Here is a 24286-nt window from a genome sequence, read left to right as displayed (position 1 = left end):
CTATTTATTAACTTAAATAAGTTTTAATCAGCGTTTATAACGCCACGGACTCGTTCATTCTGAAAATAGATTATTTAAAGGTTATATAATGAAAACCGTACATTTAATTCAACATACACACTGGGATAGAGAATGGTATTTTACCGAAAATGATTCCAAAATTATTCTTTATTATTTTATGAATGATTTAATGGATCGCTTAGAGCAAGATACAACTCTTGGACCATTTATTCTAGATGGACAAACTGTGGTATTGGAGGATTATTTAAAAGTTGCCCCCAAGCAATGTGACCGTTTAAAGCAATTAATAAAACAAGGTCGAATTTTAATTGGTCCTTGGTATACACAAACGGACTTTTTGGTAGTGGGTGCGGAGTCTATTGCAAGAAATTTATTATTAGGTAAAGCAGATTGTGAAACTTGGGGTAGTTATATGCCTGTGGGCTATGTCCCTGATTCATTTGGGCAAAGTGCGCAACTTCCAATGTTTTTACAACAGTTCGATATTAAATATGCAGTGATTTGGCGTGGCTGGTGTGAACGTGACGTTGCGAGTAGTGAGTTTATTTGGCGTGCAGATTCAGGGGATTCGGTAACAACGGCGGTGCTTCCGTGGGGATATGGCTGCGCTAAGTGGTTGCCTGATAATACGGAAAAAGCCTCAACAGTATTGCCTGCAATTTTAGAAAAACAGGCGCGTTTTGCACATTCAGAACAAATTTTATTGCCGAATGGAAATGATCAATCTCCTTTTGAATATGCTGTGCCTGCAATGCTCAATAAATTGAATGAGCAGCAAAAGGATTATCATTTTGTTAAAAGTAGTTTTAGTGATTTTTTCACCGCATTACAGGAAAGTGGCCAACAATTACCTGAATTTAGTGGTGAGTTATTGAGTCCGAAATATATGCGTGTTCATCGGGGCATTTTTTCTACGCGTATGGATATTAAGTTACTCAATGTCAAATTAGAGCAATTTGTGAGTCAGCAACTTGAGCCATTACTTTCGATTAATTGGCGGTTAGGTCTACCTTATCCACAAAGTGCGGTGGAAAATATTTGGCGTGATGCCATGCAGTCTCATGCTCATGACAGTATTGGTGGATGTAATTCTGATAGGGTCAATAGTATGGTTAAAGCACGACTAACCAATGGGTTAGAAAGTGCAAATCAACTACTCTCTCTCAACATGAAAATGTTAGCGGGAGGGATAGAGGCAACTCAAAAAGGCAAAAAAATTATTGTCTTTAATTCACTACCTCATCAACGTGATGCGCAAATCAGTATCACGCTATATACGCCAGAAGCTGATTTTTGCATTAAAGATGACCAAGGTAAAACTTGTCGTTGGCAGCTAATTAAAGAACAGCCTCAAGATATGTCTTTGATTGTTCAAGAGTTAGCAAATAGTACAACCACAACATGGTATCGCAAGTGTGACGTATTGCTTGAAGCGACTGATTTGCCATCTTGTGGTTACCGTACATTTTATCTTCATGAAGGTGAGCCGGCTAACTTTGAACTTCCGCTACAGATAAAAAATGAGAATACACTTGAAAATCAATGGTTAAAAATTGAAATAAATGATGGTCAATTGAGACTAATTGATAAACGAAATCAACAGCATTATTCAAATATTTTGCGTTTAGTTGATGGTGGGGATGCCGGAGATAACTACAATTATTCTCCACCTGTAGATGATTGGCTGGTGAGTAGCGATGGACACCTACAACAATTTGAGTGTATTCGAGCGCCATTAATTGATGCTTTTATTTTGGACTGGCATATCCCGGCCCCGCTCGATGCGAAAGCTCGTCAGCAGCACCAGCTCAATGCGTATTTAGATATCTCAATGAAAATTTCGTTACCTCACGATAAACCTTGGTTAGATATTGAAATTACAGTCAACAATACAATTCAAGACCATCGTTTACAAATTGAGATACCGACAGAGATTCAGCAAGCATTTCATTTTGCAGATCAACCATTTGGCTTAATTAAACGAGAAAATCAGCCAACAAGCTTAGCGTATTGGCAAGAAGAAAACTGGACAGAGGCACCGACATCTCTTTGGCCAATGCAAAGTCTTGTTATGCAACATAATGATAATCATGGCATATGTCTTGTGACGGAAGGTTTGAGAGAGTATCAAATCCCTGAATCTCGCCAAGATATGATTGCATTGACGTTATTGCGTAGCGTTGGTTGGTTAGGGCAGGCTAACCTGACTTGGCGGCCTGGTCGTGCTTCTGGCATGGTCTTGCCATCTCCTGATTCACAAATATTTGGCATTCATCATTTTCATTTTGCGGTATTACCAATGCATCAAGGCCAGCATCCTGATTTCTGGCGAGATGTTGAACATTGGCGCACGCCTGCATTTGGCTATTTAGATTCAGGTTGGTCGCAATTTAAAATGAATCCACATGACCTTGTTTTTCCTGAAAGTTATAGCCTTTTAACTTGGGACTGTGGCTTACATTTTAGTACGCTTAAAAAAGCCCAAAATGTAGATGCACTAGTATTACGCGGTTGGAATCCAAGTATCGAACCGTTGTTATATGAGCCGCCTAAATCTGACATTAAAATTCAGCAAGTGACTTTGGCTGAAACGGAATGCGTCAACGCAGGTAAAGCAGCACCTTGTGCCCCTGTGTCATGGCTAATGAGTTAATAATTAAAGGTATCATTTATGCAAACACTTTCTTTTTGTTGCCAGCTACCGAATGGTATTCATGCAAGGCCTGCCAGCGCATTGGAGCAAAAAACAGTGAGTTTTCAATCTGAAATAACGCTGTTTAATAAAACCAAAGCGCGCCAAGGAAATGCTAAAAGCGTTTTGGCGTTAGTGGGTACAGATGTTGCGCTTGGTGATGAATGTTATTTTCAAATTGAAGGACGTGATGAAAATATGGCTTATGAAAGGCTAAAAGTCTTTATTGAGCAAGAGTTTCTTCACTGTGATGTGCCTCTGGCTCAAGAGGCAAGAACAGAGCAACAAATATTGCCTATTTTTCTTAGCCGATCAATATCTAAAATAGTACGCGGGAATGGCGTTAGTCAAGGGCTGGCAAAAGGGCAATCACGACTGATAAAGGTACCTGAGCTGCGCAGTTTAGGGCAAGAGCAGCCTGAAAGTTCACGCATTCAACAGTATGAAGAACTGAAAAAAGCATTACTGTTGGCGAGAGAACAATTACGTCAAGATATTCAGAAGGTTGCGGGTGAAGTTGCCAATATACTCGAAGCGCAAAGCCAATTGCTTGATGATGAAGATGTTGAGGCTTGTTTACTTGAGCAAGATCAGGCTCGTAATTCAATGTCTGCATTAGCGATGGCCATTGATGAGTTAAGTTTACCATTTCGTGAAAGCAGTAATGAATATTTGCGCCAACGCGAGTTAGATATTAAAGATTTAGGGCTGCGGATCGCGATTCATCTTAGTGTAGCGCCGATATTACAGTTACCAGAATTAGATAACGATACGATTGTTGTGTGCCAAGGATTATTAACCCCAGGACAATTACTGACTTTAAAAGGCAATAATACTAATTTACAAGGTATTGTGATGGAGGAAGGTGCAGAAACATCGCATACGGTAATTTTAGCGCGTACTTATTCAATTCCACTGTTATCTGCAAGTACTGCGGTTATTGACCAAATTAAAAATAACCAAACTTTGTTGTTAGATACCCGTTTCAATGCGTTAATTATTGAACCAGACAAGTATGCAGAAGATTGGTTAACACTGGAAAAAGCGAAATTAGCACGTTTAACATTATCAAATAAACACGTTGATTCTAATTATCCGGTATTAACTTCTGAATTAGTTTTGTTAGATAGTACAGTGGCGAGTAAAGATGAGGCTATCAAATTACTAACGGATAATTTAGAGGTAAATCATCGTACAGATTTAGGTACAGATGTTGAACACGCTATTTGGCAACGTGAAGAGGTTTTCAGTACGGCGTTAGGTTTTTCTATTGCGATCCCACATTGTAAATCACTTGCTGTTAAGCACAGCAGTATTTCCGTTATGCGGTTATTAAAGGATTTATCTTGGGGGGATAATGTTGATGTTAGATTAATTATTATGTTAACTATTAATGAGAATGAAGAAAATCAACATATGCGAATTTTTTCGGTTCTTGCTCGTAAGTTAATGCATGAATCTTTTCGTGAAAAAATAATGAGTGCAAAGAATCCTAATGCAATCGTTGAACTATTAAAATATGAATTAGGATTATAAAAAACATTTAAATTAAATATTATTGTTTGATTTAGAAAATTAACAATATTAGTCCGTAATGTAAATTCTTTAAATTTAAAGGATAGGAATAACTTTGCTTAAAATTGCACTGGTTATTCTTATTTAAATGAAAACAATTGAATGGAGGCTGTCCTAACTAACGAGTAATAATTAAAACACATAAATGAAAATTAAATATAACAACACACATAAATATAGGAAAAATTAATGAAACATTTTACTTTAGCTATCTCTACACTTATTTTTTGTTCTGCTGCTAATGCAACATATGTAGATTATCGTCATGAATGGTTAGGTGATGAACATCGCCACGAAGATAGAATTAAAATTGGGCATAGTTTACAAAATGGCACTTATTTTAGCCTTGAAGGTAAATGGAGAAGTAAAGATGGCGGCTTTATGGAAAATTTATCTTCAAAAGGTAATGAGGTTGAAGCGGGTTATAAATATAAAGTAACTAAAGATTTTGTATTAACACCTTCTTTTGCTTTAGATTCTGGGGAAAAAGATACTGCATATAAATTTAGTGTTAAAGCAGCCTATAACCTGACGGATGATTTTAATGTTGGAACACGTTTACGTTACGGTGTTAGACATTTTGATAATTCAAATAAACCTGCAAAGGATAATCAACATTATTGGCAAAGTAATTTTTATTTAGGTTATAAAATACAAGATGTTTCTTTGAGTTATGATTTTGAATATAAATTCGATACAGATTACCCTGCCTATAAAGGTAAAGAAAAAGATTACGCACATAACTTAAATGTTTCGTGGATTGGTAATAAAACATGGGTGCCTTACTTCGAGTTAGGTTATGTCTCTTATGATGATGGTTCTTATGTGAAAGATGGAAAAACCTATCGCGATGCATGGCAAATGCGTTATCGCGTTGGCATTGCATATAATTTCTGATAGAAATAGGTCACTATAAAAGGGAATAAACATGAACAATAAAATTAAATACGGTCTTGCCCTTGCATTAATTTCGACAGGAAATATGGCGATTGCAACGACCACCGATAATAAAGCCTATAATTATACCGTTGCATTTATGCCTGATATTCATTTTCATGATGTTTATGGGCAATTTTCTGATGGTTCGTTTGATGGTTTGAAAAATAGTAAAAGCGGTCAGAATGCGGTTATTCGGTCGATGTACGCGCAGTTGACATCGACCCGTTTATTTAACGAAAACTATTTTGCACTACGTGCCGCCCTTGAAGATGCCGGCAGCAAAGGAATAAAGTTGATCGCATTACCGGGGGATTTTACGGATGATGGTCAGCCAATTCATTTACGTGGTTTAGTTAAAGTTTTACAAGAGTACGAACAAAAATATGGCATGCGCTTTTTTGCTACGCCAGGGAATCATGATCCTAACCGTCCATTTGATATGCCCGCAGGAAAAGAGGACTTTTTGGGTGTAGAGGGGAAAACTCAGCGTATCTTTAGTTTAGGTGCTAGCGAGTGTACGGGGTATCAAGGTAAAACAGCAGTTATTGATACAGGTGCTGAATTACCAACTATCTGTAGCGAAGAAATGGTTTACAGTGGCTATGGTAATGTAATGGATGCCATGAAATCTTTTGGCATCAATCCATTGCCAGCCGATATCTATTGGGAAACTCCTTATTCTGATTATGGCTCAAAAGGTTATAGTTATGACGCTGCTGTAAAAGCCAGTGATTTTAGCCAAAGACAGTATGAAATTTGTACACAAGGAACTGGTGGTGAATATAAGCAAGCAGGTTATGGTCCTTGCTTTAATGTCGCTGATAGCAGCTATCTTGTTGAACCTGTTCCCGGTCTTTGGTTGATGGCTGTTGATGCAAATGTGTATGTGCCTTCTGAAAAAGCAGATATTAATAACCCAAAGGCTGCCAAGAATTTTGCAGGTTCAGGAAACGCGGGCTACAACAAAATGCTAACGCATAAACAGCAAACTGTAGAGTGGATGACTTCAGTTGCAAAACGTGCAAAAGAGCAAAATAAAACGTTGATTACATTTAGCCATTTCCCAATGGTGGAGTTTGATAATGGTGCTGCGGATGACCTTGAAACTATTTTTGGTAAAGGTAAATTCCAATTAGAAAGAGCGCCAAAAGAAGATACCAGTCATGCAATGGCTAAAACCGGTATTGGTGTGCATGTTGGCGGTCACATGCATTTTAATGATACTGGTGTGCGCAAATATCCCGATGGTAGCTTATTGTTTAATATCCAAGCTCCATCAATGGCAGCGTATGTTCCGGCATATAAGATTCTGAATTTTAAAAATGCCAATGAAATCGATGTGCAAACTGTAATTATTGATAATGTGCCGCGTTTTGATGAATTATTCGAGCACTATCAACAAGAGTGGGATCATTTAAAACAAACCAATTCTCCACATCTTTGGAATAGCGATATTCTTAAAGCAGATAATTATTATGATTTTACTAACTGGCATATTACGGAATTAACACGTTTACGTTTTCTGCCAGAAGAGTGGCCATGTGAAATTCGCCAAATGTTATTTAGTATGAATGGCGAAGAGATGTTGATACTCAGCCAGTTAGAAAGCCAAAGTGCTTATAATGAAGTATTAACGGCACCGTTAAGTCAAAATCATGAAATATGTGCTAAAGGTGTGAACCCTGAGAACATCGATATCACGCAGGTTTATTTAAATAAAAATGCAGATGCATGGAAAAAGGCTAGCCAAAAAGCGGCATTAGTTGCTAATAAAGCCGGTTTTAAATTAAATGATTTTGCGAAATGGAATGGGTTCGACCTTGCAGTTGATTTTTACCGGTTACGTAATGCCGATGAGTTGGCGTTGCAGGATATTCCTGCGGAGCGATTGAACCAGTATCAGTTACTGACGGGAACATTATTAGCGTCATTACCGAGCTCAACGAATAAGATTAATGCAGATAGTACGTTTGAAAATATTTTTAAATTACGTTTTGGTAGTATTTTCACTGTAATAGATAAATATTTGCAAGGTAATCCTAGCCGTGATTTTTATATCAATGTTGAAACTGGTGAGATCACGCCGCTTAATTTGGGTAAAGTTAAGAAGTGATTAAAAATAAATAGCTTAACGCATTGATAAGTAAAATTAAATATGTAATTAAATCATCGGTTGCAATACGTAGCCGATGATTTTTTTTAGCCGTTTATTTATGATATTTTTAAAGTAGAATAGTCATTAAGCAATAAAATATTATCAAAATTTAATTTAAGGATTATTTTATGGAAACCCCTTTATTAAAGCGACCACAAATTGCTGATTGTGATGTGTTTTGAACGTGAATACATCACCATAGATAGCGTTCTTCTATGGTACTACTAAAGTTATTAAAAGGTTTGTTACCATGAATAAAAAGCATTGGTCGAAATACGAATTACTGCATGAAGTTGTACAAAATCCGAATATCCATATTAAAGGGCAACATAGCTATTATAGTGATTGCTGGGATGATGGTTTTGAACAATCAGTGGTTCGCTATTTACAAGGTGACGAGCAAAGTCGAGATTGGCAACTTGCATGGGATGTCGATCAACTTTATATCGGCGACTATGTCTGTATTGGCAGTGAAGCGGTCATTTTAATGGGCGGCAATCATACCCATCGTATGGATTGGTTTTGTTTATATCCATTTTTAGAGCATATTGAAGAGGCTTACATTGGCAAGGGCGATACCGTGATTGGTGACGGCGCTTGGATTGGTATGCGCGCTTTTATTATGCCAGGTATTAAAATTGGCGAAGGTGCGGTTATTGCTGCCAATAGTGTGGTTGTTAAAGATGTCGAGCCATACAGTATTGTGGGGGGAAACCCTGCTAAGCCGATTAATTATCGTTTTTCTGCCGACGTTATTGGCGAATTATTGCAGCTCAAAATTTATGATTGGCCTGAAGCGAAGTTTACTGCGTTAAAACCGTTTATTTGTAGCTCAGATTTTATAGCATTAAAAACGGCCAGCCTTGAATATGATAAAAAACTCAATCTGTAAGTTGTTTTAGTTTATTTTTTAAAGGGTTATTTTTAATAACCCTGAGGTTGTTGACAAAGCGGGATAAAAACGTGGTTTTTCCCGCTTTGTGTTATCAGCCGAAAATCAATGAATTGATTTTCCTAATTTATTTTCAAAACCTATTAGACTTGCCGCCAAATAAAATATGTTCGACAGTAGTCTGAGGGTTATTTTTAATAACCGTAAATTATGCTTCTTCAGTACGAATAAAATTAACCAGCGTTGGTGATGCAATTCTTTGGTAATCTTCTGTATTTAAAATTACAGAGCGTTCTAATGTGCCAGCGTTGAAAGCGAGTTCATCAAAACGACCAAATAAATGCGGGTCTGCAATAAGTAACAAAGAAGGGTGGAAGCTAAACGGCGGTATTGCGCCGAAAACACATTGTGTTAACTCATCCACTTCTTTGGGGCTGGCTAATGACGCTCTTGTTCCACCGATTGCTATCGCGATCTTACTTAGGTCAGCCTGCTTATCTGCGGGTAAAACGGCTAGGACGTGCTGACGTATGCCATTACCTTTTACATGACAAACCAATCCTTTTGCACCTTGTCCTAGTTGTGTACCACGAATTTTAGCCACTTCTTCTGATTTGCCTGCCGTCGGGTGTTCCATCACACGATATCGAGCACTATTTTTATCGAGTAACTGAGTTAATTGCATAAAAATTGAATTTTCTGACACGACTATTTCCTTTGAAATCGACATCCTATAATTGGAATGATACCAATTTCAATTTGATATACAACTTGATAGAAAGTGATGGCAAAGGTTGAGTAAGTGAGACTTGAAAATTAAAAAGTAGAAGATAAAAATAATGACAATGAACTAGCAGGTATTTGCAAAATAAATGAATGCGGTAGATTGGTGTATACGTTCATTGAAATAGTCAAAATAAAACTCAAAGTGGGAAACATTAGCGTCATCCCACTGAGTCAATAAGCTTAGGCTACCAATATTAGGCAGCCGAGTGATTATTGATGGCGCTCTTTTAAGCGTTTAATAATTGCGCTTAAATCAAGATCTTGATCTTGTAATAAAACCATTAAGTGATACATCAAATCTGCGGCTTCATTAGTTAACTCTGCGCGGTCATTAACGGTAGCAGCCAATGCGGTTTCCACACCTTCTTCACCGACTTTTTGGGCGATACGTTTAGTTCCACTAGCGTAAAGACGGGCAGTGTAAGAGCTCTCAGGATCAGCCGTTTTACGCTCTTTGAGTATGTTTTCAAGCTCAAAGAGAAATCCCCAGCCACTTTGCGCTGGAGCGAAGCAGCTTTGGGTTCCATTGTGACAAGTTGGACCATCGGGTAGCGCCAACGCTAGCAATGTGTCGCTGTCACAATCGGCGACAATATCGACTAAATTGAGGAAATTATTCGAGGTTTCACCTTTTGTCCATAAGCGCTGCTTGCTTCTGGAAAAAAATGTCACTTTACGACTGTCTAAGGTGACTTGTAGCGCTTCACGGGTCATATAGCCCAACATCAATACATCACCGGAAGTTGCGTGTTGTACGACAACAGGCATCAATTCATCGACTTTTTGCCAAGCAAGTTGGCTGCATTGTTCTGTAGTTAACATACTCTAATTTGAACTCCATTTTCGGCTAGGTATTGTTTTAAGTCACCGATATTGATGATCTGTTTGTGGAAAACGGAAGCGGCTAAAGCGCCATCGACACCTGCATTGGTAAAGGCATCAAGGAAATGCACTTTTTCCCCTGCGCCCCCAGAGGCGATTAATGGTACTTGGCAAACTTCACGAACTTTTTTCAGTTGTACCAGATCATAACCTTGGCGTACACCGTCTTGGTTCATCATATTTAAAACAATTTCACCCGCGCCACGTTGTTGTGCTTCTTTTACCCAATCTAACGTTTTCCAACGGGTCTGTGCTGTGCGTTTTTCATCACCAGTGAATTGGTAAACGAGGTATTCGTTAGTGGCTTCATCAAACCAGGTGTCGATACCGACAACAATGCACTGCACGCCAAAGCGATCGGCTAAGCGAGTGATCAATGTGGGGTCAGAAAGCGCAGGAGAGTTGATAGAAATTTTATCTGCACCAAAGGAGAGAATTTGTGCGGCATCTTCAACACTTTTAATACCACCTGCAACACAGAATGGAATATCAATCACTTCTGACACTTTAGCGACCCAGCTTTTATCAACGACTCGGCCATCAGAGGATGCTGTAATATCATAAAATACTAGTTCATCCGCACCTTCCTTTGCATAACGCTGGGCAAGGGGAACGATATCACCTATGATTTCGTGATTGCGAAACTGAACACCTTTGACGACTTGTCCATCGCGGACATCCAAACAAGGAATTATGCGTTTTGCCAACATTCGATTGCCTCCGCAACAGTAAATTTACCTTCAAGTAAGGCTCGCCCAACAATCACGCCTGCTGCACCCGATGGAGGGATTGCTGCGATATCAGCTAAATTACCAATACCACCTGAAGCTTGAATTTGGATATCTGGAAACTTTTGGCTAATTTCTTGGTATAAATCCACGTTAGAACCACTTAAGGTGCCATCTTTGGATATATCGGTACACAGGACATGTTTTAACCCATAAGGACGATATATTTCAATGGCGTCTTCAAGGGTTAAATTTGAGTTTTCCTGCCAGCCGCTAATCGCAATTTCTTTTATGCCCTTATCATTTATGCGGACATCCAGCGCCAAAACGATAGCTTCACCGCCATAACGTTCAAACCATGTTTTGACCAGTTCGGGTTGAGTTACTGCGGTCGAACCAATGACGACACGTGTTGCTCCTGCGTTTAGTAATGCTTTTACGTCATCTTCAGTACGAATACCGCCGCCGACTTGCACAGGTACGGAAACACCGGCTAATAATTTCTTTAATAATGCAATTTGGCGTTTTTGCGGATCTTTAGCACCAGTTAAATCAACCAAATGCAGTAGTTTTGCGCCTTCTTTTTCATATTGCTGTAAGCGAGGCAGTGGGTCAGTGCCATAATCGGTTTGTTTGGCGTAATCCCCCTGATGCAATCGAACGACAGTGCCATCAATTAAATCTAATGCAGGTATGATCATGAAAATTACATCTCCAAAAAGTTTTGAATCAAGCGTGAGCCAGCGGCACCTGAACGTTCTGGGTGAAATTGCACACCGTAGAAATTATCTTGATTTACAGCACTGCTAAACGGGTTGCCATATAAGGTTTGCGCAATAGTATTCGCTGAAATAGGCATCGAATAACTGTGTACAAAATAAAAATACGCGTCGTCATTGATGCCTTTAAACAAAGGATGGCCTGCTAATGCTTTTACTTGGTTCCAGCCGCTATGGGGGACGGGTAAACCATTGGCATCCATTTTTTGTACTGGGCTATCAATTAAACCGAGCAACGGGATTTCCGTTTTTCCTTCTTCACTGACACTACCCATTAATTGCATCCCTAAGCAAATGCCTAAAACCGGTTGAGTGAGTGCTCTGATTAATGGAATTAATTCACGTTCAACGAGTTTTTCCATTGCGGCACTTGCAGTACCAACACCCGGTAAAAAGACTTTATCGGCTTGTAAAATCGTGTTGGTATCACGACTGACAATCGGATTGTAGCCTAAGCGTTTTACCGCATAAGCGACAGAGGCTAAATTGGCACAACCCGTATCAAGGATGACCACGTTCATTAAAGCACCCCTTTAGAGCTTGGTAAGGTATTCCCTTCAACACGGATAGCTTGGCGTAAGGTACGGCCAAACACTTTGAATAGGCTTTCTGCTTTGTGGTGATCGTTTTTACCCTTGGTTTTCAAGTGTAAGGTACAGCCCATCGCATAAGAGAGTGAACTAAAGAAATGTTCAATCATTTCAGTGCTTAAATCACCCACACGTTGATATTTAAATTCGGCTTTATATTCGAGGTGTGGGCGACCTGAAATGTCTAATGCGCAGCGCGCTTGGCATTCATCCATAGGTAAGACAAAACCAAAGCGAGCGATACCACGTTTATCACCAAGCGCTACTCTTAATGCTTCACCTAAAGCAAGGCCCGTATCTTCTACACTGTGGTGGTCATCGATAAATAAGTCACCATTGACCTTAACATTTAAGCGAAAACCGCCGTGGGTAGCGATTTGATCTAGCATGTGGTCAAAGAAGCCAACGCCAGTACTGATTTCGCTGCCACCTTCTTGATCTAACCATACTTCAACCACGATATTGGTTTCTTTCGTGGTACGCTCAACGCGTGCATAGCGGTTAGGTTTAGTCAGCTGATTCGCGATGGCTGTCCAATCAAGTTCGGCTGCATTATAACGTAGCCCTTTGATCCCCATATTTTTAGCAAGTTGAATATCTGTTTCGCGATCGCCAATCACATAACTATTTTCGGTATCTAAAATGGCTTCGGCTAAATATTTCTCAACAAGTTGCAGTTTAGGTTTGCGACACGCGCAATTATCCGCAGGTTTATGTGGGCAAATCAGCACTTCATCAAATTGAATACCTTGTGATTCAAAAACCTGCATCATTAAGTTATGAGGCGGCTCGAAGTCAGCAGTTGGAAAACTTTCAGTTCCTAGTCCGTCTTGATTGGTGATCATCACCAAGCGGTAATTGGCTTTTTGTAGCGCGAGTAAACTTGGAATAACTGCTTTTTCAAAGGCCAGTTTACTGAGGCTATCGACTTGAAAATCGGTAGGTGGCTCAGTAATTAATGTCCCATCACGGTCGATAAAAAGAATTTTCTGGTTCATGAGTTATTCCTAATTAACAAAGTGCTTCAATAGCTTCAATAACACGGACATTTTCTGTCTCTGTCCCGATAGTAATACGCAGGCAATTAACTAGCCCCGGTTGTTTACTTTGATCGCGTAAAATAATGCCTTTATCCCAAAGCGCTTTAAACACTTTCGCGCCATCGATAAAGCGCACCAGAATATAGTTGGTTTCGCTTGGATAGACTTTTTCAACGACTGGTAAATCGCGTAGGGCTTCAGATAGCGCGATTCGATTTTGTGAGATAATGGCTACGCGGCTTTTCATGGTATTGATACCATCACTATCTAAAGCTTTCGCTGCTATCATCGCTACAGGCGTTGATAATGGGTACGGGGCTATCACTTTGAGTAAGATCTCGATTACTTCTGGAGCGGCTAAGGTGAAGCCACAGCGTAAGCCTGCTAAGGCAAATGCTTTTGATAAAGTTCTTAAAATCACTAAATTTGGATAATTAGCTAACCAGCTAGTCACACTATATTGAGGACAAAATTCGATATAAGCCTCATCAACGACCACTAAAGCGCGTCCTGCTGTCATTTCTAATACTTCGAGTAGCGCTTTATTATCGATGATATTGCCCGTCGGGTTATTTGGGCTACAAATATAAATTAATTTAGTATTGGGTAAATTTTCACGGATGGCATCCACATTTAAAGACCAATCGGGCAGCGCCATTATTTTCTTTTGCTCAACGCCAAATGTTTCTGCACTTACGCTGTACATGCCGTAGGTCGGAGGGCAATACATCATGGCATCTTTACCCGGCTCGCAAAATGCACGAATGAGTAATTCGATAGATTCATCGGCTCCACGGCAGACCAAAACTTGCTCTGGGGTTAAACCGGTGTAAGCCGCATAGTTTTGGATCACCGCAGCAGGTTGGCATTCTGGATAGCGGTTCAGATTACGCTCATTAAATTGAAAATCAGGCGCGGTTGGATATTCGTTAGCGTTGAGCCACACATCACCATTCCCCCCAAGACGGCGGGCCGACATGTATGGCGTCATGACTTTGACATTTTCGCGAGCAAGGCTGGCGGCATTAAAATTTTGGCTCATCACTTATTCCTTATTTTGTTTTTTTAGTTCGGTGACTCGTAAGGTAACGGCATTTTTGTGAGCCGTGAGTTGCTCCGCTTGTGCTAGTGTTTCTATCGTTGTTGCTAACCCTAATAAACCTTGAGCTGAAAGTTTTTGTACTGTCATTCGTTTCATGAAATCAGCCAATCCAAGGCTTGAATAGGTTGAGGTATAACCATAAGTTGGCAGTACGTGGTTTGTGCCTGACGCATAATCTCCGGCGGATTCAGGCGACCAATCACCCACGAAAACTGACCCTGCATTAGTGATAGAATCGACTAAGTCATCAGCATTACGTGTTTGTAATATCAAATGTTCAGGACCATAACGATTGCTGATTTCAACACATTGCTCAATTGAATCCGCAATAATCACTCGACTAGCGCTAAGAGCTTCTCTGGCAATCGCAGCGCGAGAAAGCTGAGCTAATTGTTTTTCTGTTTCGTCGATAACACGTTGCGCGAAATTTTCATCATCGGTAAGTAATATCACTTGTGAATCAGGGCCATGCTCCGCTTGTGATAATAAATCTGATGCGGTAAAGGCTGGATTCGCTTGGCTATCTGCGATAACTAAGACCTCTGAAGGACCTGCTGGCATATCAATGGCAGCGCCGTCATGGCTTTGGCTAACTTGGCGTTTTGCTTCAGTCACATAAGCATTTCCTGGACCGAAAATTTTATCCACGGCTGGAATGCTTTGGGTTCCGAACGCCATTGCAGCAATGGCCTGCGCGCCACCCACATGGAAAATTTCGGTGATGCCACACAATTTTGCAGCATATAAAATTTCATCGGCAATCGGTGGCGGCGAGCAAAGAATAATTTTACGGCATCCTGCAATATTGGCGGGTGTACCAAGCATCATAACGGTAGATAATAAGGGGGCAGAACCACCGGGAATGTATAATCCAACAGAATCAATAGGACGAGTGACTTGTTGGCAAACGACTCCTGGTTGCGTTTCAACCGTAATTGGGGACGGTATTTGCGCTTCATGAAAACGGCGAATATTATTGATTGCCGTTTTCATAGCGACTTTAATTTCATCACCAAGGCGTGTTTGGGCTTCGTCAACGGCTTCTTGCGTCACACGAACAGTCGAAATATCTGTTTTATCAAAGCGTCGGCTAAGTTCTTGTAGGGCGATATCACCCTCTTTGCGTACTTGGTCAATTATCTGGCTAACTGCCGCACTGATGCTGCCTGATGCGGCAATAGCTGGGCGCATTAGCAGGGTGCTTTGCTGTTTTTCGCTGCAAGTTGACCAGCGGATTGGTTGATTGAATCCCAGTTCCATGGCGTGTTTACTCCATCATCTTTTCAATTGGTAACACAAGAATCGAGCTTGCCCCTAATGATTTGAGTTTTTCCATTGTTTCCCAGAACAAAGTTTCCGAGCTAACCATGTGCATAGCAACACGATTTTTGTCACCCGCCAGCGGCAAAATAGTTGGGCGTTCAGCGCCAGGTAGTAAAGCAATGATGTCATCGAGTGTTTCACTTGGCGCGTGCAACATAATGTATTTAGATTCACGTGCTTGGATAACACCTTGAATACGTGTCATCATGCGGTCGATAAGCTGTTGTTTATCTGCTGACATTTCACCATCACGCTGGATTAAGCAGGCTTTTGAACGATAAATCACTTCAACTTCTTTTAAACCGTTTGCTTCAAGAGTCGCCCCTGTGGAAACAAGGTCACAGATAGCATCTGAAAGGCCTGCACGAGGTGCAACTTCCACTGAGCCGTTGAGTAGGCAAGATTTAAATTGAATTCCTTTTCCGTCAAAGTAACGTTTTAACAGGTGTGGATAAGAGGTAGCTACGCGAGAACCATTTAAACATTCAGCTCCGGTATAGTTGAAATCTAATGGAGCGGCTAATGATAAGCGGCAAGCGCCAAAATCAAGACGGCGTAATGTTTTATACTGTGGGTTATCACCCTGTGCACGGCGGTTGAGTAATTCTTCTTCAAGTACGTTTTCACCGATAATACCGAGGTCAACAACACCATCCATGACTAAGCCTGGGATATCATCATCACGAACACGCAGTAAATCAATAGGCATATTTTCTGCATAAGCAATCAAACGTTGTTGTTGTAAATTAATTTTGATCCCGCAGCGTGACAATAACTCTCTTGATTCTTCACTAAGACGGCCTGATTTTTGAATTGCAATTCTTAAACGTGTTTTATCCAACATAATTACACCCTAAATCCCTTAAATATCTTTTTGATTAATAATAAAAAAACCCTCGGAAGATTATCTTCCGAGGGTTTTCTATTTTCGCATTTCAGCCACCGGAAGAGTCGTTGATCGTCTTCCAGCACACATCGCCTAAAAGACTAATCAGGATGATGGTGATGATGGTGGTTGCGTGAAATACGAGTCATAATAGCTTCCGTTATATAATTAGTTAACTGCTTAAAAATTCAGTCGAGTTAAATACTCATTGGTATTCAACCTATCCGATTTTAGCCTATGAATGCAACTCTTTTTTTTAAAATAACCAATAATAGTTATATAAAGTACTTTTATAGTGATTAATCTCATAGAAAATAGGTTCGGAAGTTTAATGATTTTCAGCTAACCTAGTAAATAAACGTAGTGTCATTATTAGCCGATTTAGGGGCAACTAAATGAAAAAAGTAACGATAATTGGTTTAGGTTGGTTAGGTTTGCCTTTGGCAAATGCATTATTAGCGCAAGGTGTTTGCGTTTCAGGAACCAAAACAACCTCAGATGGGGTTGATGCGGCGCGTGCTGTCGGTGTTGATTGTTATGCTTTAAAATTAACGCCTAACTTAGAATGTGATACTGAAGATTTAGAACAATTGATGGCACAAAGTGATGCTGTTGTTATTTTATTGCCCCCTTCTAAGGTGAATACTGCAACCTATATTGAGGCAATAGAACAGCTTGTTGATAGTGCAATTGCGTTTCATGTGCCCCGTATTATTTTTACCTCATCGACTTCCGTTTATGGAGATGTACAAGGGCTAATTGATGAAGATTCACCACTTGAAGGCGAAACTGAGTCGGCAAAGGCATTAGTAGGCGTGGAGCAATGGCTGCATGATTTACCTCATATTTCTGTAGATATTTTGCGTTTAGCGGGGCTTGTGGGGGAAAATCGTCATGCAGGGCGTTTTTTAGCGGGTAAAAAAGGATTAAAAGGCGCAAACCAACCTGTGAATATCGTTCATCAAGATGATGTGATTGCGGCAATTTTGTTGTTGCTTCAGCAGCCGACAGGTGGACATATTTATAATCTTTGTGCGCCAGTTCATCCAAGTCGGTCTGATTTTTATTCCCAAGCAGCTCAGTCACTTGGATTAGAATCACCTGAATTTATTATGGAAGATAATGAGCCAGAAGGTAAGGTTATTAATGGTCATCGAATTTGCGAGGAACTGGGTTTTGAGTATCAATATCAAAACCCAAGCACGATGAATATGACGCTATAATTAATTACTTAATCGGTACCATGACAATTTTTTGGAATAGTGGGCGAGTGGTCAACTGCTGATACCAACGTTCCAAATTGTTGAAGGCAGGGCGCTCAGTGACAATTTCGTGCCACGGATAAAACAGTGGCGCGATAGCAATATCCGCAATACCAAATTTTTGGCCGCTGAAATAAGGTTGAGTAGCTAACGCATCATCTGCTATTTGTAATAATCGATTAATGTTTGCATGAATGATTTTTGCTTGCTCAGGGTCTCTATCTGCCTCTGGGACACGCACAATTTTATTCATCATCTGTTTGATATGATCAAATAAATTCACACCAGCCCAATCCATCCACTGATCAGCTGCTGCTTTTTCTTGTATATCTTGAGACAACAATAAGTGAGCGCGATCAAACTTTTCCGTAAGATAACGTAAAATTGCATTGGATTCCCACAGCGTAAAGCCATCATCCTGTAGAGTCGGAATAGTGCTGTTTGGATTCATTTTTTTATATTCAGGTGTCTCTAGCCCGCCAAATGGGCCACCTACATCTTTTTGATTATAAGCAATATTGAGCTCTTCTAAACACCAAAGTACTTTTTTGACGTTTGATGAGTTAGTGCGACCCCATACAGTTAACATGTCATTCTCCCTTAATTTTATTTTGTCATTTACCTTACCTAAGATAGATGAAATTCCATTATAGGAACAATCTTTATTTGTTGCTGATGGTCAGAGAATGCGGAAAGCTTTACTATTAGAAAGAAATTTATAATTGTTGGAATAATTTGATTTAGTAAGCTTATTTTATCGCAGCGAAGTTTTTATCGTTTAGTGATTTCCAGCAATAGTGTTTAACTGATTAAAATTCGTAAAGGAATAACCGATGAGTAGAGAAATATTGTCCCTTAAAACCCGTTATGCAAGGGTTGGGTTTGGTCTTTTAGTTGCTGTGAGTGGCAGTGTATATGCGGCTCAGGCTCCGGTTGCTCCACAAGTTGATGTAAAAGCGTTTGTATTGATGGACTACAATAGCGGTAAAATTTTAGCGTCTAGTAATCCTGATCAACGTTTAGATCCGGCAAGTTTGACGAAGATAATGACTAGTTACGTCATTGGTCAGGCGGTTAAAGCTGGGAAAATCACACCTCAAGATATGGTAACAGTAGGGGAAGATGCATGGGCGACGGGTAATCCTGTGCTAAAAGGTTCCTCTTTAATGTTTCTTAAGCCAAAAGACCGTGTTTCAGTACTTGATTTGAACAAAGGTATTGTTATTCAGTCGGGTAATGACGCGAGTATTGCACTGGCTGATTATGTTGCAGGTAGCCAAGATTCATTTGTGAGTTTGATGAATCAATATGTTCAGCAAATAGGATTGAAAAACACACACTTTAAAACAGTACATGGCCTTGATTCTGAAGGACAATACAGTACTGCACGTGATATGGCGTTGCTAACCCAAGCGATGATCCGTGATGTGCCAGACGAATATATCCTGCATAAAGAAAAAGAGTTTACCTTTAATAAAATTAAGCAACCAAATCGTAACCGTTTGTTATGGAACCAAAACTTAAATGTTGATGGTGTAAAAACAGGCCATACTAATGGGGCTGGTCACAATTTAGTGGCTTCGGCGACGGATGGACCGATGCGTTTGATTTCCGTTGTACTTGGCGCACCGAGTGACCGAGTTCGTTTTTCCGAAAGTGAAAAGTTACTGACATGGGGTTTTCGCTTCTTTGAAACAGTCACACCAATTAAAGCTGACGCCACACTAAAAACACAAAGAGTTTGGTTTGGTGATAAATCTGAAGTGGAACTTGGTGTTGAAAGTGATGTGTCCATCACTATTCCGAAAGGGCAGTTACAAAACCTTAAAGTTGATATCAAACTTAACAATGATTCTTTAGAAGCGCCATTGGCTAAAAACCAAGCGGTGGGAACAATTAATTTTATTTTAAATGATGAAATTGTTGAGCAGCATCCTTTAGTGGCTAAAGAAGCCGTTGAAGAAGCCGGTTTCTTCGGTCGTATGTGGGATTTTGTGATGAAAACCATTAGTGGCTGGTGGAGTGCTATTTTTGGGTAATGACTGATTTTGAGTTTTAGCTCAGTAAAGCGAATAAAAAATGCCTATAATATTGAAATGAATTCAAATTGTTATAGGCATTTTATTGTTAGATAACTGAATATCTTATTACTCGCAGAATGCTAACTTGATAGCTAAGCCACCTTGTGATGTTTCACGATATTTAGCATTAATATCTTTACCTGTTTCATACATGGTTTCGATAACTTTATCGAGGCAAACACGTGGGTCGCTGACACGACGTATCGCCATACGTGCTGCATTCACAGCTTTAACCGCTGCAATTGCATTGCGTTCAATACAAGGCACTTGTACTTGCCCGCCAACAGGGTCACAGGTTAAACCTAGGTTATGTTCCATACCAATTTCTGCGGCAATACAAACTTGTTCAGGGCTTCCCCCCATCAATTCTGCAAGACCCGCAGCGGCCATTGAACAAGCGACGCCTACCTCGCCTTGGCAGCCCACTTCAGCACCTGAAATTGACGCATTCATTTTATATAATGAACCAATCACCCCAGTGACTAAAAAGTAACGCGTCAATGAATTTTCATTTACTGGACGGATAAATTTGTCGTAGTAAGCCAGTACGGCAGGAACAATTCCGCAAGCGCCATTGGTTGGCGCGGTGACAACTCGTCCCCCTGCCGCATTCTCTTCATTGACGGCGAGAGCGTACATGTTGATCCAATCAATAACAGCCATTGGGTCGGTATTAGTGCTATCGCTAGTTACTAATTGGCGACGCAAAGCAGCTGCGCGGCGAGGAACACGAAGAGGACCGGGTAGTAAACCTTCAGTCGTCACGCCACGCTCTATGCCTGCTTTCATTACATCCCAAACAGCAGATAAATATTGATGAATGTCGTCTTTACTATGCAATGCGAGCTCATTTTGCATCACAAGAGCTGATAGTGATAAACCCGTTTCTTTACAGTGTTTTTGTAGGTCAGCCGCATATTGGTAGGGATAGGGAACCTGTACGGCATTATCATCTGTTTTACCAAAGTGATCTTCATCTACAATAAAACCACCCCCTATAGAGTAGTAGTTCTTTGTATATAAAATGTTATCACCACTAAACGCGGTAATTGTCATCGCGTTTTCGTGTAACGGTAAGTTAGTTGAATGAAAATTCATTCCACCGGAAATTGGAAAATCGACTTCATGTTGCCCTTGGGCGAGTTGAAGTTTACCAGTTTGTTCTACATTACGCATAAATGCAGGTATGGCATCAATATCAACGGTGTCAGGTAGGTTGCCAGCAAGGCCCATAATAATTGCCATATCCGTGGCATGACCTCGACCTGTTAAAGATAAAGAGCCATAAACATCGACAGCAACACGAGAAGTTTTTGTGAGTAAGTTTTGTTGAATTAAATCTTCTACAAATTGTTTGCCCGCTTTCATTGGGCCAACAGTATGGGAGCTTGAAGGGCCGATACCGATTTTGAAAATGTCAAATACGCTGATCATGGTACGTATTCCTATGCTGTGAATCTGTAGTTAAGTATCCCCGTGATACTTGAGTTACAGGGGCGGCTTAGCAAAGCTAGATAAGAAATGTGAGAATATTTGTGGCTTAGATTAGTTCTGCCTGCCGTGCCGGCCTACACTTCAATTATCTAATTGCTATTAGATGCTTAAGATGTAGGCGGCAGGTTTGGTTCAAATACTGCTAAATTCTTTAATTAGAAAAACAGTTTGTAAATCGCAGCTGAGATAGCCACACAACCCATAATGACGATAAATACATTACTAATTTTGCCTGCATATTTACGCATTGCAGGTATTTTATGGATAGCATACATCGGCATTAGGAACAGTAGGATTGCGATAACAGGGCCACCAAGGCTTTCGATGATATCAAGTACGCCAGGATTCAGTGTTGCCACTATCCATGTAGTGACGAGCATGAAGATTGCTGTGCCGCGGTTTAATTTACGGATATCAATGGTTTTACCTTTTGCACGATAAGCGCGTTCAACTAAGCCATTAAAACCTTCTCTAGCACCTAAATAATGGCCAAGGAATGATTTAATGATAGCGATGAATGCAATAATCGCAGCGGCAAATTTAATGAATGGTTGATCAAAGTAGCCTGACAAGTAGTCAAGAATACTAATGTTTTGTGCTTTTGCTTGTGCAAGGTCCGCTGAAGATAACGTAAATACGCAACTGATGACGAAGAACATGACTGTCATCACCATAAGTATGTGCGCAGAAGCAAGAATACGTGAGCTTTTTTGTTCAGCGTAATCACCGTATTCTTCACGTTTAGCTACAGAGAATGCAGAGATAATTGGTGAATGGTTAAATGCGAATACCATGACAGGGATTGTCAGCCAGATAGTGATCCAAATACTTTGGGCGCCCGTATGTTTAGCTGCTTCTGCAATACCTTCAAATGTCAGGGTATCAAGTACCGCGCCATTCCAATATGGGATCATATACAAAGAGAAGGCAACTAAAACAGCAATGAATGGGAAAACTAACATGCTCATGACTTTAACGATATATTTTTCGCCAAAGGACACGATAGCCATGATCCCACCAACTAAAATTAATGCTAATAACCAACGTGGTGGTGCGGTAACACCTAATAATTCAGTTAGGAATTTGTGCACGTTATTGGTAATTGATACACCATAAACAAGCAAAATAGGATAAATAGCGAAGAAGTAAAGTAAGGTAATCCAGTTACCAGCAGTACGGCCAAAGTGCTCTTCAACAACTTCAGTAATATCGCCGTCTGGTTTTGAGCCAGAAAGAACAAAACGGGTTAAACCACGGTGAGCAAAGAAAGTCATTGGGAAAGCTAAAACTAACATAACCAAAACAGGGATTAATCCACTCATACCCGCATTGATAGGCAGGAACAGTACACCAGCACCGATAGCTGTACCGTATAAACCAAGCATCCATACAGTATCCGTTTTACGCCAAGCGCGAGGATCTCCAGAAGCTTTTGTATCGATGGAACCAACTTTAGTTGTATCCATTATAGTCTCCAAAATAAAAGTCAAAAATAGTTTTTATGTCTAACGATGTATCATCGCAAGAATGTTTTAATCTTTTGGTTCGAACAATTAATCGCCAAATTAAAAGTAGATTTTTCTACATAACAATCTGATTGAAAATAAAACTGAAAAAGAAACTAAATTCATTTTCAATCAGTTTTGTAATTTTATCAGTAAAGTTTAAATCTGGTTTTTGAGGGTGTGAATCTACATTTTACCAGAATAAAATGCCGTGATCACTATCTCAGAAGAGAAATATACCCCATGTTTACAGACTTACATTATATTTTATAAAAATGTTAATGAAATTTAACTTATGTGTTTTTTTAAGACGTTTTTATATTTAGTTAGCAGTTAGGAAATTGGATATTTATTAATAGAATTAAATTCTGTTTGAGAAATGTTCTTATATTAATGACTTTAGTTATAGTGTTTAAATTATCATCTATTTATATGGAAATACTTATTTTTACTTACCAAAAGCGATTAAATTTAATTTTAAATTAAATTTAACATATTGATTTAAAAGTAAAATAATAGTGTTTAAATAATGATTTAGTGAGTGATTAATTAGTTCAGTACATTATGCTGTCATTAGTATATGTTAATTATTTACTCGTCTTGGGATAACAATAAAGATGACTTTCTTCGCGTCGAAAAAAATAATTAAAAAGAGTAACAAAATATTTGTTAATAAAATGTTTCAATAATTTATTTAATGAATTGATTTTTTTTCAGATGAAGAATAAAAAGAAAAGAAAAGTTTGATTTAGCGCAATATTAAAAACATTGAAAGTACTGGTAACAGATACCTACCAGTACCTTCAATTTAATCATTAAGGTTGGAACCAACCTTTACGTATTAATGTGCTAAATATTAGACGGTAGAGATTTGTCAGTGGTGCTTGGATTTTATAACCGCCAATTGACCAAACAATTTGAGCTAATCCGCAAGCAATAATAGCTAGAATAAACGCGCCAACCATATCAAGTGGCCAGTGAACACCTAAGTAGATCCTTGCCCACGCAATTACGATTGCAGGAATAAGCATGACGAGTCCGACCCATGTTCTTAGCCAAAATAAGAAGGCTAAAGCGAAAGTAAACACAATGGTACCGTGATTACTCGGAAAAGAAGGGGTTGAGTCATGAGCTAAGAAGTTAGTGCCAAATCCCATGACAAATGGACGATCATGGGGAGCGATAAAGCCGGCAATCCAAGAAACTACCAAGCCAATGACGATAGCAAAAGCGGCTTTACAAGCAAAAGCCCGCTGGCGAGTCATATTTTGTTGGGCACCCCAAAACCAGCAGGCGGCAGTAAAGAGTGGGAATATGAGGATTAAGCGTTTAGCGATAACCGTAGCGATGGCAATCGTGCCGCTTGCTGCCTCTGGTGTGGCATTGATCAGATTAAAAAGATCCAGATTTATTTGTTCTAGCACGGTTCAGTACCTCGGGCTATAAATAGATAGTAAGACATTGGTGTGATGTACAGTATAGGTGCGAAAGATTAAAGATTCTGACATGCTAGGTAAAGCACCTTTATCCTAATATTAGCAATTAATGGCAATA

Annotated in this window: 20 protein-coding genes and 1 other annotated feature; of the genes, 7 read left to right on the top strand and 13 right to left on the bottom strand. The window is 39.7% G+C overall.

Features of this window, described 5'->3' with window-relative positions; genetic code table 11:
- Positions 1-88: 88 nt before the first annotated feature.
- The 5 genes from DD649_RS00395 (at position 89) to DD649_RS00375 (ending at position 8274) form a co-directional block, all read left to right on the top strand.
- Positions 89-2674, top strand: a complete 2586-nt coding sequence (locus tag DD649_RS00395; protein WP_294101255.1) for a glycoside hydrolase family 38 C-terminal domain-containing protein — start codon at positions 89-91, stop codon at positions 2672-2674.
- An 18-nt stretch (positions 2675-2692) separates the two neighbouring features.
- A complete protein-coding gene (locus DD649_RS00390) occupies positions 2693-4249 on the top strand; it encodes an HPr family phosphocarrier protein (RefSeq protein WP_294101253.1) in 1557 nt (518 codons plus the stop codon).
- Positions 4250-4477: 228 nt separating this feature from the next.
- Entirely contained in the window at positions 4478-5185 is a 708-nt protein-coding gene (locus DD649_RS00385) for an oligogalacturonate-specific porin KdgM family protein (protein WP_336428545.1), read from the top strand.
- Positions 5186-5216: 31 nt separating this feature from the next.
- On the top strand, positions 5217-7340 hold the full coding sequence (locus tag DD649_RS00380) for a metallophosphoesterase (protein ID WP_336428543.1): 2124 nt from the start codon (positions 5217-5219) through the stop codon (positions 7338-7340).
- A 292-nt stretch (positions 7341-7632) separates the two neighbouring features.
- Complete coding sequence (locus tag DD649_RS00375; protein WP_294101247.1) at positions 7633-8274, top strand: CatB-related O-acetyltransferase; 642 nt, start codon at positions 7633-7635, stop codon at positions 8272-8274.
- A 208-nt stretch (positions 8275-8482) separates the two neighbouring features.
- Here the strand turns inward: DD649_RS00375 and DD649_RS00370 are convergent, their stop codons facing one another.
- The 9 genes from DD649_RS00370 to hisG form a co-directional block, all read right to left on the bottom strand.
- Positions 8483-8980, bottom strand: coding sequence for a YbaK/prolyl-tRNA synthetase associated domain-containing protein (locus DD649_RS00370; protein WP_294101245.1), 498 nt, complete (start codon positions 8978-8980; stop codon positions 8483-8485).
- 290 nt (positions 8981-9270) lie between these two features.
- Positions 9271-9882: a bifunctional phosphoribosyl-AMP cyclohydrolase/phosphoribosyl-ATP diphosphatase HisIE gene (gene hisIE, locus DD649_RS00365; protein ID WP_294101243.1), complete on the bottom strand. Its 612-nt coding sequence runs from the start codon at positions 9880-9882 to the stop codon at positions 9271-9273.
- Complete coding sequence (hisF, locus tag DD649_RS00360; RefSeq protein WP_294101240.1) at positions 9876-10652, bottom strand: imidazole glycerol phosphate synthase subunit HisF; 777 nt, start codon at positions 10650-10652, stop codon at positions 9876-9878. Before hisF ends, hisIE begins: the two co-directional genes overlap by 7 nt.
- Complete coding sequence (gene hisA / locus DD649_RS00355) at positions 10634-11371, bottom strand: 1-(5-phosphoribosyl)-5-[(5-phosphoribosylamino)methylideneamino]imidazole-4-carboxamide isomerase (RefSeq protein ID WP_294101237.1); 738 nt, start codon at positions 11369-11371, stop codon at positions 10634-10636. Before hisA ends, hisF begins: the two co-directional genes overlap by 19 nt.
- Positions 11372-11376: 5 nt before the next feature.
- Positions 11377-11970, bottom strand: coding sequence for an imidazole glycerol phosphate synthase subunit HisH (gene hisH / locus DD649_RS00350; RefSeq protein ID WP_294101235.1), 594 nt, complete (start codon positions 11968-11970; stop codon positions 11377-11379).
- Positions 11970-13037, bottom strand: coding sequence for a bifunctional histidinol-phosphatase/imidazoleglycerol-phosphate dehydratase HisB (gene hisB, locus DD649_RS00345; RefSeq protein WP_294101232.1), 1068 nt, complete (start codon positions 13035-13037; stop codon positions 11970-11972). Before hisB ends, hisH begins: the two co-directional genes overlap by 1 nt.
- A gap of 13 nt (positions 13038-13050) precedes the next feature.
- Positions 13051-14121 carry a histidinol-phosphate transaminase gene (gene hisC, locus DD649_RS00340; RefSeq protein WP_294101229.1) on the bottom strand — a complete coding sequence of 357 codons (1071 nt, stop codon included), beginning with the start codon at positions 14119-14121 and terminating at the stop codon, positions 13051-13053.
- Between the two features lie 3 nt (positions 14122-14124).
- On the bottom strand, positions 14125-15441 hold the full coding sequence (gene hisD, locus DD649_RS00335; RefSeq protein ID WP_294101226.1) for a histidinol dehydrogenase: 1317 nt from the start codon (positions 15439-15441) through the stop codon (positions 14125-14127).
- A gap of 7 nt (positions 15442-15448) precedes the next feature.
- On the bottom strand, positions 15449-16348 hold the full coding sequence (hisG, locus tag DD649_RS00330; protein WP_294101224.1) for an ATP phosphoribosyltransferase: 900 nt from the start codon (positions 16346-16348) through the stop codon (positions 15449-15451).
- Positions 16349-16388: 40 nt separating this feature from the next.
- Positions 16389-16516, bottom strand: a sequence feature (His leader region).
- Positions 16517-16785: 269 nt separating this feature from the next.
- On the opposite strand from hisG, the gene DD649_RS00325 reads away from it, so the two are divergent.
- A complete protein-coding gene (locus DD649_RS00325) occupies positions 16786-17613 on the top strand; it encodes an SDR family oxidoreductase (RefSeq protein ID WP_294101222.1) in 828 nt (275 codons plus the stop codon).
- A gap of 4 nt (positions 17614-17617) precedes the next feature.
- On the opposite strand, the gene DD649_RS00320 is transcribed toward DD649_RS00325, so the two are convergent.
- On the bottom strand, positions 17618-18241 hold the full coding sequence (locus DD649_RS00320; RefSeq protein ID WP_294101219.1) for a glutathione S-transferase family protein: 624 nt from the start codon (positions 18239-18241) through the stop codon (positions 17618-17620).
- A gap of 244 nt (positions 18242-18485) precedes the next feature.
- Here DD649_RS00320 and DD649_RS00315 point away from each other — a divergent pair, with 244 nt between their 5' ends.
- Positions 18486-19691: a serine hydrolase gene (locus DD649_RS00315; protein WP_294101216.1), complete on the top strand. Its 1206-nt coding sequence runs from the start codon at positions 18486-18488 to the stop codon at positions 19689-19691.
- A gap of 108 nt (positions 19692-19799) precedes the next feature.
- Here DD649_RS00315 and DD649_RS00310 read toward each other — a convergent pair whose 3' ends face one another.
- From DD649_RS00310 to ybjG, 3 genes are all read right to left on the bottom strand, one after another.
- Positions 19800-21167 carry an L-serine ammonia-lyase gene (locus DD649_RS00310; RefSeq protein ID WP_294101213.1) on the bottom strand — a complete coding sequence of 456 codons (1368 nt, stop codon included), beginning with the start codon at positions 21165-21167 and terminating at the stop codon, positions 19800-19802.
- Between the two features lie 215 nt (positions 21168-21382).
- A complete protein-coding gene (locus DD649_RS00305) occupies positions 21383-22693 on the bottom strand; it encodes a serine/threonine transporter (RefSeq protein WP_294101208.1) in 1311 nt (436 codons plus the stop codon).
- An 854-nt stretch (positions 22694-23547) separates the two neighbouring features.
- Positions 23548-24156 carry an undecaprenyl-diphosphate phosphatase gene (gene ybjG, locus DD649_RS00300; RefSeq protein WP_294101324.1) on the bottom strand — a complete coding sequence of 203 codons (609 nt, stop codon included), beginning with the start codon at positions 24154-24156 and terminating at the stop codon, positions 23548-23550.
- Positions 24157-24286 lie beyond the last annotated feature (130 nt).

The organism is Providencia sp., from assembly GCF_003533305.1.
Classification (GTDB): Bacteria; Pseudomonadota; Gammaproteobacteria; order Enterobacterales; family Enterobacteriaceae; genus Providencia.
This window is presented reverse-complemented; position numbering and strand designations above follow the sequence as displayed.